This window comes from Pseudomonas sp. TR47, assembly GCF_044143025.1.
Taxonomy (GTDB): Bacteria; Pseudomonadota; Gammaproteobacteria; order Pseudomonadales; family Pseudomonadaceae; genus Aquipseudomonas; species Aquipseudomonas putida_E.
This window is the reverse complement of the sequence record NZ_JBHFCS010000014.1, coordinates 46,052-58,877: the sequence shown is the minus strand read 5'-3', so window position 1 is coordinate 58,877 and position 12,826 is coordinate 46,052. Positions and strand designations below refer to the sequence as shown.

Annotated in this window: 11 protein-coding genes; 4 read left to right on the top strand and 7 right to left on the bottom strand. The window is 62.2% G+C overall.

Features of this window, described 5'->3' with window-relative positions:
- Positions 1-50: 50 nt before the first annotated feature.
- Both uraD and puuE read right to left on the bottom strand, forming a co-directional pair.
- On the bottom strand, positions 51-566 hold the full coding sequence (gene uraD / locus ACEWE8_RS15905; RefSeq protein WP_012315445.1) for a 2-oxo-4-hydroxy-4-carboxy-5-ureidoimidazoline decarboxylase: 516 nt from the start codon (positions 564-566) through the stop codon (positions 51-53).
- The gene (gene puuE, locus ACEWE8_RS15900) at positions 566-1,492 is read right to left on the bottom strand and encodes an allantoinase PuuE (protein ID WP_046785310.1); all 927 of its coding nucleotides are present in this window, start codon (positions 1,490-1,492) and stop codon (positions 566-568) included. Before puuE ends, uraD begins: the two co-directional genes overlap by 1 nt.
- Positions 1,493-1,869: 377 nt before the next feature.
- On the opposite strand from puuE, the gene uraH reads away from it, so the two are divergent.
- Positions 1,870-2,223, top strand: a complete 354-nt coding sequence (gene uraH / locus ACEWE8_RS15895; RefSeq protein ID WP_012315443.1) for a hydroxyisourate hydrolase — start codon at positions 1,870-1,872, stop codon at positions 2,221-2,223.
- Between the two features lie 299 nt (positions 2,224-2,522).
- Here the strand turns inward: uraH and ACEWE8_RS15890 are convergent, their stop codons facing one another.
- The gene (locus tag ACEWE8_RS15890; RefSeq protein WP_012315442.1) at positions 2,523-3,872 is read right to left on the bottom strand and encodes an NCS2 family permease; all 1,350 of its coding nucleotides are present in this window, start codon (positions 3,870-3,872) and stop codon (positions 2,523-2,525) included.
- Positions 3,873-4,156: 284 nt separating this feature from the next.
- Here ACEWE8_RS15890 and ACEWE8_RS15885 point away from each other — a divergent pair, with 284 nt between their 5' ends.
- Both ACEWE8_RS15885 and aqpZ read left to right on the top strand, forming a co-directional pair.
- A complete protein-coding gene (locus tag ACEWE8_RS15885; RefSeq protein WP_046785309.1) occupies positions 4,157-4,912 on the top strand; it encodes a GntR family transcriptional regulator in 756 nt (251 codons plus the stop codon).
- Between the two features lie 121 nt (positions 4,913-5,033).
- Positions 5,034-5,732 (top strand): aquaporin Z, encoded by a 699-nt coding sequence (gene aqpZ, locus ACEWE8_RS15880; RefSeq protein ID WP_046785308.1) that lies wholly within the window; start codon positions 5,034-5,036, stop codon positions 5,730-5,732.
- Here aqpZ and guaD read toward each other — a convergent pair.
- The 4 genes from guaD to xdhA form a co-directional block, all read right to left on the bottom strand.
- Complete coding sequence (gene guaD, locus ACEWE8_RS15875; protein ID WP_046785307.1) at positions 5,729-7,033, bottom strand: guanine deaminase; 1,305 nt, start codon at positions 7,031-7,033, stop codon at positions 5,729-5,731. The two genes, aqpZ and guaD, sit on opposite strands and share 4 nt — an antisense overlap.
- A 10-nt stretch (positions 7,034-7,043) precedes the next feature.
- Complete coding sequence (gene xdhC / locus ACEWE8_RS15870; protein ID WP_046785306.1) at positions 7,044-7,889, bottom strand: xanthine dehydrogenase accessory protein XdhC; 846 nt, start codon at positions 7,887-7,889, stop codon at positions 7,044-7,046.
- A gap of 162 nt (positions 7,890-8,051) precedes the next feature.
- Positions 8,052-10,451 carry a xanthine dehydrogenase molybdopterin binding subunit gene (xdhB, locus tag ACEWE8_RS15865; RefSeq protein WP_046785305.1) on the bottom strand — a complete coding sequence of 800 codons (2,400 nt, stop codon included), beginning with the start codon at positions 10,449-10,451 and terminating at the stop codon, positions 8,052-8,054.
- Positions 10,444-11,898 (bottom strand): xanthine dehydrogenase small subunit, encoded by a 1,455-nt coding sequence (gene xdhA, locus ACEWE8_RS15860; RefSeq protein WP_046785304.1) that lies wholly within the window; start codon positions 11,896-11,898, stop codon positions 10,444-10,446. Before xdhA ends, xdhB begins: the two co-directional genes overlap by 8 nt.
- A 267-nt stretch (positions 11,899-12,165) precedes the next feature.
- On the opposite strand from xdhA, the gene ACEWE8_RS15855 reads away from it, so the two are divergent.
- Complete coding sequence (locus ACEWE8_RS15855; protein WP_012315435.1) at positions 12,166-12,825, top strand: GntR family transcriptional regulator; 660 nt, start codon at positions 12,166-12,168, stop codon at positions 12,823-12,825.
- Position 12,826: the final 1 nt, after the last annotated feature.

The window sequence follows — 12,826 nt, the reverse complement described above, 5'->3', positions numbered from 1 at the left end:
TCTCTTCTATGTTCGTTGTTCTGGATAAGGCTCTAACGTTGCCGCGCCGGTTACAGCTGCAGCAGACGGAACAGGGCGATCAGGTTGATCTGCGCCAGGGCTTCCTTGAATTCGGCATCGGTGTCGTTGTGGATGCGTTTTTCAAAAGCGGCGAGGATCTGGTGCCGGTTGCTGCCCTTGACTGCCATGATGAACGGGAACTGGAACTTGGCCTTGTAGGCATCGTTCAGTTCGGTGAACCGGGCGAACTCTTCGGCGGTGCACTGGTGGATACCGGCGCCGGCCTGTTCGTTGGTGCTCGATTCGGTCAGCTCGCCCTGGATGGCGGCCTTACCGGCCAGGTCCGGGTGAGCGTTGATCAGCGCCAACTGGTCGGCGTGGTTGGCACTGAGCAGGATGTCGCTCATGCGCTGGTGCAGCGCTTCGATCTCGTTCAGCTCGTCCAGCTGGCCCAGGTCGTAGGCTTTTTCGGCGACCCACGGCGAATGCTCGTAGATGTCGGCGAAGACCTTGACGAAGGTGTCACGGTCCAAGGTCGATGGCTTGAGGGTCTTGAAGGCGGTCATCAGGCGTTCTCTTTCTTGTACGGGTGGGTGGCGTGCCAGTGGCGGGCGATGTCCGCGCGACGGGCGAACCAGACCTGGTCATGGCTCTTGGCGTAGTCGACGAAACGCTTGAGCGCGGCCAGGCGCGCCGGGCGGCCGACCAGCCGGCAGTGCAGGCCGATGGAAAGCATCTTCGGCGCTTCGGCACCTTCGGCGTACAGCACATCGAAGGCGTCCTTGAGGTACTGGAAGAACTGCTCGCCGCAGTTGAAGCCCTGTACCTGGGTGAAGCGCATGTCATTGGTGTCCAAGGTGTAGGGGATCACCAGGTGCGGCTTGCCGGTCGGGTTGTTCGGTTCCCAGTAGGGCAGGTCGTCATCGTAGGTATCGCTGTCGTAGAGGAAGCCACCTTCCTCCATGACCAGGCGGCGGGTATTGGGGCCGGTGCGGCCGGTGTACCAGCCTACCGGGCGTTCGCCGGTCAGTTCGGTGAGGATGCGGATGGCCTCGAGCATGTACTCGCGCTCCTGGGCCTCATCCATGTTCTGGTAGTCGATCCAACGGTAGCCGTGGCTGCAGATCTCGTGGCCGGCTTCGACCATGGCGCGGATCACGTCCGGATGGCGCTGGGCAGCCATGGCCACGGCGAACACGGTCAGCGGCACGCCGCTGTCCTTGAACAGCTTGAGCAGGCGCCATACGCCGGCCCGGCTGCCATATTCGTACAGCGACTCCATGCTCATGTTGCGCTGGCCCTGCAACGGCTGGGCAGCGACCATCTCGGACAGGAAGGCTTCGGATTCTTTGTCGCCGTGCAGGATGTTGCGCTCGCCACCTTCTTCGTAATTCAGGACGAAAGACAGCGCGATGCGGGCATTGCCCGGCCATTGCGGGTGAGGTGGGTTGTTGCCGTAACCGATCAGGTCGCGAGGATAGTCAGCGCTCACTGCAGTCTTCCTTCTTGTGCGTTAGTGCGGGGGGTGGGCGGGCCGCGTCGGGATGTCGCACCACCGGATGGGCTGATTGTATACAACTTCTGAAATCATTTGTAAGCCTGTTTTTCCGCATTTCTTCCCTTTTGTCGGCTGAGAATCTGTTGCAAGAAACCTGCCTGATTGGTCAGTTAATGAGATTGGCGTCGGCACAGCGCCTGTATTTGCGACTATTGACCCGTTCGAGCGGGCCTCGACGGAAGGGCTCAAAAAATTGTGTACAATCTGCCGACGAAATGTCTTAATAACGGCATTCCCGCCCATCGCAGGTTCCTTGCCGTGCGAATGGCTGTGTATTTTTTGCCCACAGATTGAACAAGAGGCGACAAGCAATGGGACGTTTGACTACACACGTACTGGATGCAGCTCACGGCTGCCCGGGCAGCGCGATCAAGGTCGAGCTGTACCGTGTCGAAGGCCAGCAGCTTGAGCTGGTGAACACTGCCCTGACCAACAGCGATGGCCGCGTCGATGCGCCGCTGTTGCAGGGTGACGATTACCGTACTGGCGTTTACCAGCTGCAGTTCAGTGCTGGCGCCTACTACCGTGCTCGCGGCGTACAACTGCCGGAGCCGGCGTTTCTGGATGTTGTTGTGCTGCGCTTTGGCATCGACGAGAAGCAGGAGCACTACCATGTGCCGCTGCTGATCTCGCCGTATAGCTATTCGACCTATCGCGGGAGCTAGTTGGTCGCTAGAAGAATCTTCGTAGGTCCTTGGCCCGCTCTCACACTGGCGGGCTTTTTTTCGTCTGCTGTTTTGTGTTCTCTCCACTGGCTTCATCGCCGGCAAGCAGGCTCCCACAAAAGGTACGGCGCCGGCCTTATCGAATGGCATCCAAGCGATTTCGCCACTCTCCCGGGCACTGACCTATTCAACTTCTAAAGCTGACGCCACTCCAGTAGAAGCCGGCTTGCCGGCGATGAGGGCGGTGCTAACAGCACAAAAAGGGCGCCGAAGCGCCCTGTTCTGGTGCAATTGTCAGCTCAGAGGAACACGAACTTGGCAATGAAGATCGCGCACAGCACCCACAGGCTGGCCGAAATCTCTTTGTACCTGCCGGTACCGGCCTTCAGCGCCACATAGGTGATGAAGCCCATGGCAATACCGTCTGCCACCGAGAAGGTCAGCGGCATCATGATCACCGTGACGATCGCCGGGATGCTGTCGGTGGCTTCATCCCAATGGATGTGCGCCATGCTGCCCATCATCAGCATGGCCACGTAAATCAGTGCACCTGCAGTCGCGTAGGCTGGAATCATCCCGGCCAGCGGTGCAAAGAACATCGCCGCCACGAACAGCAGGCCAACCACCACCGCGGTCAGGCCAGTGCGGCCACCTGCGGCAACACCCGCGGCACTTTCTACATAGCTGGTTACCGGCGGCACCCCGACCACGGCACCGAACACGCTGGATGCGCTGTCCGCCTTCAATGCCTTCGACAGGCCTTCGATGCGGCCGTCCGGTGCCACCAGGTTGGCCCGCTGGGCGACGCCCATCAAGGTGCCGGCGGTGTCGAACATGTGCACGAAGAGGAACGCCAGCACCACGCTGATCATGCTCACGTTGAACACGCCGGCCACGTCCATGGCCATCCAGGTGGGGGCCAGGCTCGGCGGCATCGACATCACGCCGCCAAATTTCACCAGGCCCAGGCCCCAGCCTGCCAGAGTGACGCCGATGATGCTGATCAGGATGGCGCCGAACACGCGTTTGTAGCTGAGGATGGCAATCGACAGGAAACACAGGGCCGCCAGCAGCGGGCCTGGTTCATGCATTGAGCCCAGCTTGATCAGCGTGGCCGGGCTGTCGACGATGATGCCTGCGGTCTTGAGGCCGATCAGCCCGAGAAACAATCCGACGCCGGCCCCCATGGCATGTCGCAGGCTTACCGGGATGCTGTTGAGCAGCCACTCGCGGACCTTGGACAGGGTCAGGAACATGAACAGCACACCCGATACGAATACCGCGCCCAGCGCTGTCTCCCAGTTGTAGCCCATGGTCCCGACCACGGTGTAGGTGAAAAACGCGTTGAGGCCCATGCCCGGCGCCAGGCCCACCGGCCAGTTGGCGTACAGGCCCATCAGCAGGCAGCCCAGTGCTGCGGCAATGCAGGTGGCGACGAATGCTGCGCCGTGATCGATGCCGGCGTCAGCCATGATGTTGGGATTGACGAAGATGATGTACGCCATGGTGATGAAGGTGGTCACCCCGGCGATCATTTCGGTTTTGACGGTACTGCCGTGTTGCTTGAGTTTGAAAATCCGCTCCAGCCAGCTCGTTTCGAGCGGCGGAGCGAGATCCAGCGTAGGTGCGTCGGATTTGCGGCTTTCCACAGCGGTACTCCTCAAGTCTTTCTTGTTGTTCTTGGAGCCAGTGACCTGCGCAATGCACTTGGTGGCTCCGCGAGGGATGGCAGACGTCTGACGCCGCTTTGTTGACTTACGGGTCAAGAAGTTGCTCGATGGATTATGCTTTTGTGTACAAAGAAAGCAAATAATGTTTTATCTTTTGTGCGCACAATATGCCGCGCATCGGCTATATAGCTAAAAGCCCACCTGCAGAAACGGCTCAGCCTGTGTACAATGCCGCCATACTTTCCTTCGTGCCTCGAGAGCCCATGAACGAACAGCTGCAACCTCTGAAGAAACCTGCACGTACCGGCAAGGCTGGCCGCAGCGGTACCCAGGACGATATCGTCTATGCGCATATCTTCGAGGCGATCCTCGAGCAGCGACTCGCACCGGGCACCAAGTTGAGCGAGGAAGCGCTGGGCGAGATATTCGGCGTCAGCCGTACCATCATCCGTCGTGCCTTGTCGCGCCTGGCCCACGAAAGCGTTGTGCTGCTGCGGCCCAACCGCGGTGCCGTGGTGGCCAGCCCGACGGTCGAAGAGGCGCGCCAGGTGTTCTTCTCCCGGCGCATGGTCGAACGCGCCATCACCGAACTGGCCGTACAGCATGCCACCCTCGAGCAGCTCAACGAACTGCGGCACATGGTGCGTGAAGAGCGTGACAGCTTCTCGCGGGGCGACCGTGGTGCCGGCATCCGGCTGTCCGGCGAGTTTCACCTGAAGCTGGCCGAGGCGGCCGGCAATGCCCCGCTGGTCAGCTTCCAGCGCAGCCTGGTGTCGCAGACGTCGCTGATCATTGCCCAGTACGAAAGCGGCAACCGCTCGCACTGCTCTTACGACGAGCACATGCAACTGATCGATGCCATCGAGGCGCGTGATGCCGAGCAGGCGGTCAGCCTGATGATGCATCACATGGACCATATCGACAGCAAGCTCAACCTGGACGAGGAGAGTGCCTCGGACGATCTGCATGCGGTGTTTTCGCATCTGCTGAAAAAACCCAAGGTTTCGCTCAAGGGTTGATCGTTTGCCTGGCTGAATGAGTGGCCATAAACCAAACGTCTGCTAGATTCTTGTGAGCAAACCTTCATCAAGTAGTTGGGCTTGCGCAGTCTCCTGCGTTCAACTACATGAGGAAAGGTTCATGTCGACGTCTTTGGGTGTGCGCATGGGAGCCGAGCTGATCGGCACCTTCTGGTTGGTACTCGGCGGCTGCGGCAGTGCGGTAATCGCAGCCAGCTCTCCCCTCGGCATCGGCGTTCTCGGTGTCGCCTTCGCTTTCGGTCTTACCGTGCTGACGATGGCATTCGCCATTGGCCATATCTCCGGTTGTCATCTGAACCCTGCCGTTTCCTTCGGGCTGGTAGTGGGCGGGCGTTTTCCGGCCAAAGAGTTGCTGCCTTACGTCATCGCTCAGGTGATCGGTGCGATCTGCGCGGCAGCGGTGATCTACTTCATCGCCAGTGGCAAGGCCGGCTTCGAGCTGTCGGCGGGCCTGGCGTCCAACGGCTATGCCGACCACTCGCCAGGCGGTTACTCGCTGGGCGCAGGTTTTGTCAGTGAAGTGGTGATGACGGCGATGTTCCTGGTGGTGATCATGGGCGCAACCGACGCTCGGGCCCCGGCGGGTTTTGCACCTATCGCCATCGGCCTGGCCCTGACCCTGATCCACCTGATCTCGATCCCTGTGACCAATACCTCGGTCAACCCCGCGCGCAGCACGGGGCCGGCGCTGTTCGTCGGTGGCTGGGCCTTGCAGCAGCTGTGGCTGTTCTGGCTGGCGCCGCTGATCGGGGCAGCGATCGGCGGCGCACTTTACCGGGGCCTGGCGAAAGCGCCTTAGCGCTGGTGCACGCAGCGCCCGGCGGCGTAGGTTTCGCGCACGGTGCGATCATCGCCCAAGGTGGTGAGCACGAACAGGGTCTCTTCGATGCTGCCTGATTGCTGGATACGGTAGTCAAGCAGCGGCGTGGCCTTGTAGTCGAGCACCACGAAGTCGGCATCGTTGCCGGGGCGCAGGCTGCCGATCCGGTCATCCAGGCGCAGCGCACGGGCACCGCCCAGGGTGGCCAGGTACAGCGACTTGTAGGGGTGCAGGCGCGCGCCTTGCAGCTGCATCACCTTGTACGCCTCGTTCAGGGTATTGAGCAGCGAGAAGCTGGTGCCGGCGCCGACGTCGGTGCCCAGCCCTACGTTTACCTTGAAGCGTTCGGCCTGGGGCAGGTTGAACAGACCGCTGCCCAGGAACAGGTTCGAGGTCGGGCAGAAGGCGATCGCCGAGCCGGTCTCGGACAGGCGCTGGCATTCGTTGTCGCACAGGTGCACGCCGTGGGCGAAAACGGAGCGCTCGCCGAGCAGTTCGAAGTGGTCGTAGACGTCCAGATAACCGTTCTGCTCAGGGAACAGTTCCTTGACCCAGTCGATTTCCTTGAGGTTCTCGGACAGGTGGGTGTGCATGTAGACGCCCGGGTGCTCCTTGAGCAACTGCCCGGCCAGCTTCAATTGCTGCGGGGTACTGGTGGGTGCGAAGCGCGGGGTTACCGCGTAGTGCAGGCGGCCCTTGCCGTGCCAGCGCTCGATCAGCGCCTTGCTGTCGGTGTAGCTGGTTTCGGCGGTATCGGTCAGGTAGTCGGGGGCGTTGCGGTCCATCATCACCTTGCCGGCGATCATGCGCAGGTCCAGGCGCTCGGCCTCCTCGAACAGTGCATTGACCGACTGCGGGTGCACACTGCCGAACACCAGCGCAGTGGTGGTGCCGTTGCGCAGCAGTTCCTTGAGGAAGATCTTCGCCACTTTGTCGGCGTGATCCTTGTCGGCGAACTGCTTTTCACAGGGGAAGGTATAGGTGTTGAGCCAGTCCAGCAGTTGCTCGCCGTAGGAACCGATCATGCCGGTCTGCGGGAAGTGAATGTGGGTGTCGATGAAGCCCGGGGTGATCAGGGCGTCCTGGTAATGCACCACTTCGATGTCGGCATCCAGCGTCGGCAGCAGTTCGCTGGCATGACCCAATGCACTGATGCGACCCTCGTCGATCACCAGCAGGCCGTCCTCGTAGTACTCATGGGAGGCGTCCAGGCCCACCTCGGCCGGGTCGGCGATGCTGTGCAGGATGGCGGCACGGTAGGCTTTGCGGGTAACGGTCATAACTCACTCGTCAATTGGCTTGGCTGCGCCGGGAGGGCGGCAGCAACTGGGCGATGGGGCCCGCATTGACGCCAGCGTCATGCTGGCCAAAGCAGGCGTTGTAGGTGGCAATGATTTCGCCGGCGATGGACACGGCGATTTCGATCGGCAGCTTGCCCTTGACCTCGGCGATACCCATCGGGCAACGCATGCGCGCCATCACGGCCTCGTCAAAGCCGCGCTCGCGCAGGCGGTGTTCGAACTTGACCCGTTTGGTCTTCGAGCCGATCAGGCCGAACCAGGTGAAATCGTTGCGCTTGAGAATGGCGGCGGTCAGCTCCAGGTCGAGCTGGTGGTTGTGGGTCATGACGATGCAGTAGCAACCGGCTGGCAGCTCGGCCACTTCGTCGACCGGCTCTTCGCTGACCACCTTGGTCACCCCGTTGGGGATGAGCTCGGGGAATTCCTGTTCACGCGAATCGATCCAGCGCACCCGGCAGGGCAGGGCGGCGAGCAAGGGTACCAGAGCCCGGCCGACATGGCCCGCGCCGAACACAGCGATTTGCGCCTGCACAGCGGTCATGGGCTCGAACAGCAGCACGGTGACGCCGCCACAGCACTGTCCGAGGCTGGCGCCGAGGCTGAAGCGCTCCAGGTGCGGCGTGGTGCGGTGTTCTTCGAGCATTGCCCGGGCAATGTGCAGCGCCTTGAATTCCAGATGGCCGCCGCCGATGGTGTCATACAGGGCTGTGGCACTGACGACCATTTTCGAGCCGGCATTGCGCGGGGTCGAGCCGCGCTCCTCGATGATGGTCACCAGTACGCAGGGTTCGCCGCGGGCCTGGTGGTCGGCGAGGGCGTTGATCCATTGGTGCATGATTCAAAATCCTCTATGGGCGACTCGGTGCTGTGGTAGGAGCGGCCTTGTGTCGCGAAAGGGCTGCGCAGCGGCCCCAAGATCTGTGCAGCAATAAAGATTCTTGGGGCCGCTGCGCGACCCTTTCGCGACACAAGGCCGCTCCTACACAGGTCTGCGGCGTCAGTGAGTGGAGGTTTCCAGTTCCTGCAAGGCAGGCTGCGCGGCAGTTACTTGCTTGCGCATCTGCTCGCACCCCCACAGCACCCGCTCCGGTGTCGCCGGTGCGTCGATGTTCGGTTGCAGCCGGTAATCGGCAATGCTGGCCACGGCATCCTTGATCGCGCACCAGGCGGCGATGCCGAGCATGAACGGTGGCTCGCCAACCGCCTTGGAGTGGAACACGGTGTCTTCCGGGTTCTTGCGGTTTTCCACCAGTTTCACCCGCAGGTCCAGCGGCATGTCGGCCACGGCCGGGATCTTGTAGCTGGCCGGGCCATTGGTCATCAGCTTGCCCTTGGCATTCCACACCAGCTCTTCGGTGGTCAGCCAACCCATGCCCTGGATGAAACCGCCTTCCACCTGGCCAATGTCGATGGCCGGGTTCAGCGAATCGCCGACGTCGTGCAGGATGTCGGCGCGCAACATCTTGTACTCGCCGGTCAGGGTATCGACGACCACTTCCACGCAGGCGGCGCCGAAGGCGAAGTAGTAGAACGGCCGGCCGCGTGCCTGGCTGCGGTCGTAGAAGATCTTCGGCGTGCGATAGAAGCCGGTACTCGACAGCGACACCTGGGCGAAGTATGCCTGCTGCACCAGTTGTTCGAAGCTGACGATCTGGTCGCGCACGCGCACATGGCCGTTGCGGAACTCGACGTCCTCCTCGGTAACCTGATAATGCCGCGCGGCGAACTCGGTCAGGCGCTTTTTGAGAATCTCGGCGGCATTCTGCGCCGCTTTGCCGTTCAGGTCGGCGCCGCTGGATGCCGCCGTTGGCGAGGTGTTGGGCACCTTGTCGGTATTGGTGGCGGTGATCTGGATGCGGCTGAAATCAACCTGGAAAATCTGTGCAACGACCTGGGCCACCTTGGTGTTCAGGCCCTGGCCCATCTCGGTGCCGCCGTGGTTCAGGTGGATGCTGCCATCGGTGTAGATATGAATCAGCGCGCCGGCCTGGTTGAGGAAGGTGGCGGTGAACGAGATGCCGAACTTGACCGGGGTCAGCGCCAGGCCTTTCTTGAGGACCGGGCTGTTGGCGTTGAAGCGGCGGATCGATTCGCGGCGTTCTGCGTAGTCGCTGCTGGCTTCCAGCTCGGCCGTCATCTCCTCGAGCATGTTGTGCTCGACGGTCTGGTAATAGTGGGTGACGTTGCGCTCGGTCTTGCCGTAGTAGTTGGCCTTGCGCACTGCCAGCGGGTCACGGCCCAGGTGACGCGCAATGTGGTCCATCACCTGCTCGATGGCAACCATGCCTTGTGGGCCGCCGAAGCCGCGGTAGGCGGTGTTGGAGGCGGTGTTGGTCTTGCAGCGGTGGCCGTGCACGGTGGCATCGCCCAGGTAGTAGGCGTTGTCGGAGTGGAACATGGCACGATCGACGATCGAGCCGGAAAGGTCGGGCGAGTAGCCGCAGTTGCCGGCCAGGTCCATGTTGATGCCTTGCAGGCGCCCGTCGTCATCGAAGCCGACGTCGTACTCGACATAGAAGGGGTGGCGCTTGCCGGTCATCATCATGTCTTCGACGCGCGGCAGGCGCATCTTGGTCGGTTGGCCGGTCAGGCGTGCGATCACCGCGCACAGGCAGGCCGGGCTGGCGGCCTGGGTTTCCTTGCCGCCGAAGCCGCCGCCCATGCGGCGCATGTCGAGCACCACCTTGTTCATCGGCACGTCGAGCACTTCAGCGACCAGCTTCTGCACTTCGGTAGGGTTTTGCGTGGAGCAGAAGACGATCATGCCGCCGTCTTCGGTGGGCATCACCGAGGAAATCTGCGTCTCCAGGTAGAAATGCTCCTGGCCGCCGATATGCAGGGTGCCCTGCAGGCGGTGCGGGGCGCTGGCCAGGGCGGTGGCCGAATCACCGCGCTGGTGGGTGTGGCTGTCGAGTACGAAGTGCTTCTTGCGCAATGCCTCGACCACGTCCAGTACCGGCTCCAGGTCTTCGTATTCGATGATCGCCGCCATTGCTGCACGGCGCGCGGTGTCCAGGTCACGCGCGGCCACGGCGAGCACCGGCTGGCCGAAGAACTCGACCTTGTCGATGGCCAGCAGCGGGTCACCGGCCACCACCGGGCCGATGTCCTTCAGGCCAGGAATGTCCTCGTGGGTGATGGCGATGCGCACCCCTTCGAAGGCATAGCAAGGCGTGGTATCGATACGCAGGATGCGCGCGTGGGCACGGTCGGCGGTGCGCGCATAGACGTGCAACTGGTTGGGGAATTCCAGGCGGTCGTCGATGTACACCGCTTCACCTGCCACGTGCTTGTCGGCGCTGTCGTGCTTGACGCTGCGGCCAACCCCGGTGGTCAGGTCCTGGCTGAACAGTTCGGCCATCTCGGCCTGGCTCTTGACGGCGTGATGGTTAGACATAGTCGGTCACCCGGGTTTCGATGTGCGGCGTTTGCTGTTCGATGAAGTACTTGCGCAGCAGGTTCTGCGCGGCCAGCAGGCGGTATTCCTTGCTGGCGCGGAAGTCGCTGAGCGGGGTGAAGTCCTCGGCCAAGGCCTGGCAGGCGCGCTCCAGGCTCGCCTGGTTCCAGGGCTTGCCGCGCAGGGCTGCTTCACAGGCGCGGGCACGTTTGGGGATAGCGGCCATGCCACCGAAGGCAATGCGCACCCCGCTGACCACGCCGTCTTCGATGCTCAGGTTGAAGGCGCCGCACACGGCCGAGATATCGTCATCCAGACGCTTGGAGACTTTATAGGCGCGGAAGGCCCAGTCATTGCTGGCACGCGGTACGATGATCTTCTCGATGAATTCGCTGTCCTGGCGGGCAGTGATGCGGTAGTCGATGAAGTAGTCCTCCAGTGGCATCGTGCGCTGGCGGTCGCCCTGGCGCAGCACGATCTGTGCATCGAGGGCGATCAGCAAGGGCGGTGAGTCGCCGATCGGCGAGGCGTTGCCGATGTTGCCGCCCAGGGTACCCTGGTTGCGGATCTGCAGCGAAGCGAAGCGGTGCAGCAGGTCGCCGAAATCGGGGTATTCCTCGTTGAGCGCGCCATAGCAATCGGTGAGCGGCGTGGCGGCACCGATTTCCAGGTGGCTGGCGGTCTTGTCGATGCGTTTGAGTTCGGCCACGTGGCCGACATAGATCATGACCGGCAAGGTCTTGTGGAATTGGGTGACTTCCAGCGCCAGGTCGGTGCCGCCTGCCAGCAAGCGCGCTTCGGGGTGCGAGCTGTACAGGTCGGCGAGGTCGGCCACGGTCAGCGGCACCAGGCAGCGCTTGTCGCCGCTGTTGAGCTCGCCGGTCTGGGTTGGTGTGATGGCTTTCAGGCGGCTGATGGTCAGCGCTTGTTGCGCGTCGAACTGATCGCGGCAGGGTTGGCGGCAGCTCTGTTCGGCAGCATCGAGAATCGGGCGGTAGCCGGTGCAGCGGCACAGGTTGCCCGCCAGCGCCTCCTGGGCCTGATGCAGGTCGTGGCCCTGGCTGTTTTTCTGCAGGGCGAACAGCGACATGACGAAGCCTGGGGTACAGAAGCCGCATTGCGAACCGTGGCAGTCGGCCATGGCTTGTTGCACGCTGTGCAGTTCGCCCTGGTGCTTGAGGCCCTCGACGCTGATCAGTTGCTTGCCGTGCAGCGACGAAACGAAGGTCAGGCAGGAGTTGAGGCTGCGGTAGCGCAGGCTGTCCTGGCCTTGATCATCCTGGGTCAGCTCGCCGACCACCACGGTGCAGGCGCCGCAGTCGCCGCTGGCGCAGCCTTCTTTGGTGCCGGGTTTGCCCAGGTGCTCACGCAGGTACTGCAGCACCGTCATGTTCGGGTCCAGGGCGTGCTCGCTGCGCAGCTCCTGGTTGACGAGAAACTGGATCACGGGGATGGCCTCGCAATGGTTTTATTGTTGTTGAGCGGACAATAAGCAGAGCTGACACGCTGGTCAATAATTTTCTGACTTAAGGGTCAAGAAATTCTCCGCACGGTAGTCTGGCCGCCCAGCCTGCCCATATACAAAGCATAGATCGGGCCGCCTTGACCGTTGCCTGGCGGCTCAAATAAAGGCTGCCGCCCCTCTGCGCGACTGCTGGCCAAGTGCGCTACAATCGCCCACTTGTGCCCAGTTCAATGATTTTGAAGGAAAACCATGACGTTCAAGGCGCCGGACAGCCTCTCCGAGCAGATTGCCGACTACCTGGCCGAACGCATCATCCGCGGCGAGCTCGAGCCGGGTGAGCGCATCCAGGAGCAGAAGGTCACCCAGGCGTTGAATGTCAGCCGCGGCTCGGTGCGTGAAGCGTTGTTGATCCTCGAGCGTCGTCATCTGGTTGCGATCCTGCCGCGCCGCGGCGCCCATGTGACCAGGCTCGACGAACGCAGCGTGCGCAGCTTGTGCGCCCTCATGGGCGAGTTCTACATTCTGCTGGGTAACGCCGTTGCGCAGAAATGGCGCACCGACGCAGACCTGCGCCCGTTCCTGGACATCCAGCAACGCCTGCAGCAGGCCCGTGAACAAGGTGACATCAAGGCCTTCGTCGCCGACAGTTTTGCCGTGATGCGCGCCGCCTATCCGTTTGCCGACAATCCTTACCTGCAGGAAACCGTCGAAAACCTGCAGCCGGCCATGAGCCGGGCCTATTATCTGGCCCTCGACCAGCGCCAGGCCAACATGCTCGATTACCTTGACCTGTTCGCCCACCTGCTCGACGCCGTGGTCGCCCGTGATCTGCCGCGCATCCGCGAGGTACTCACCGCCTATTGCCAGCGCAGTTGCGAGCTGGTGCTGGCGGCGCTGGCCCGAGGCTGAC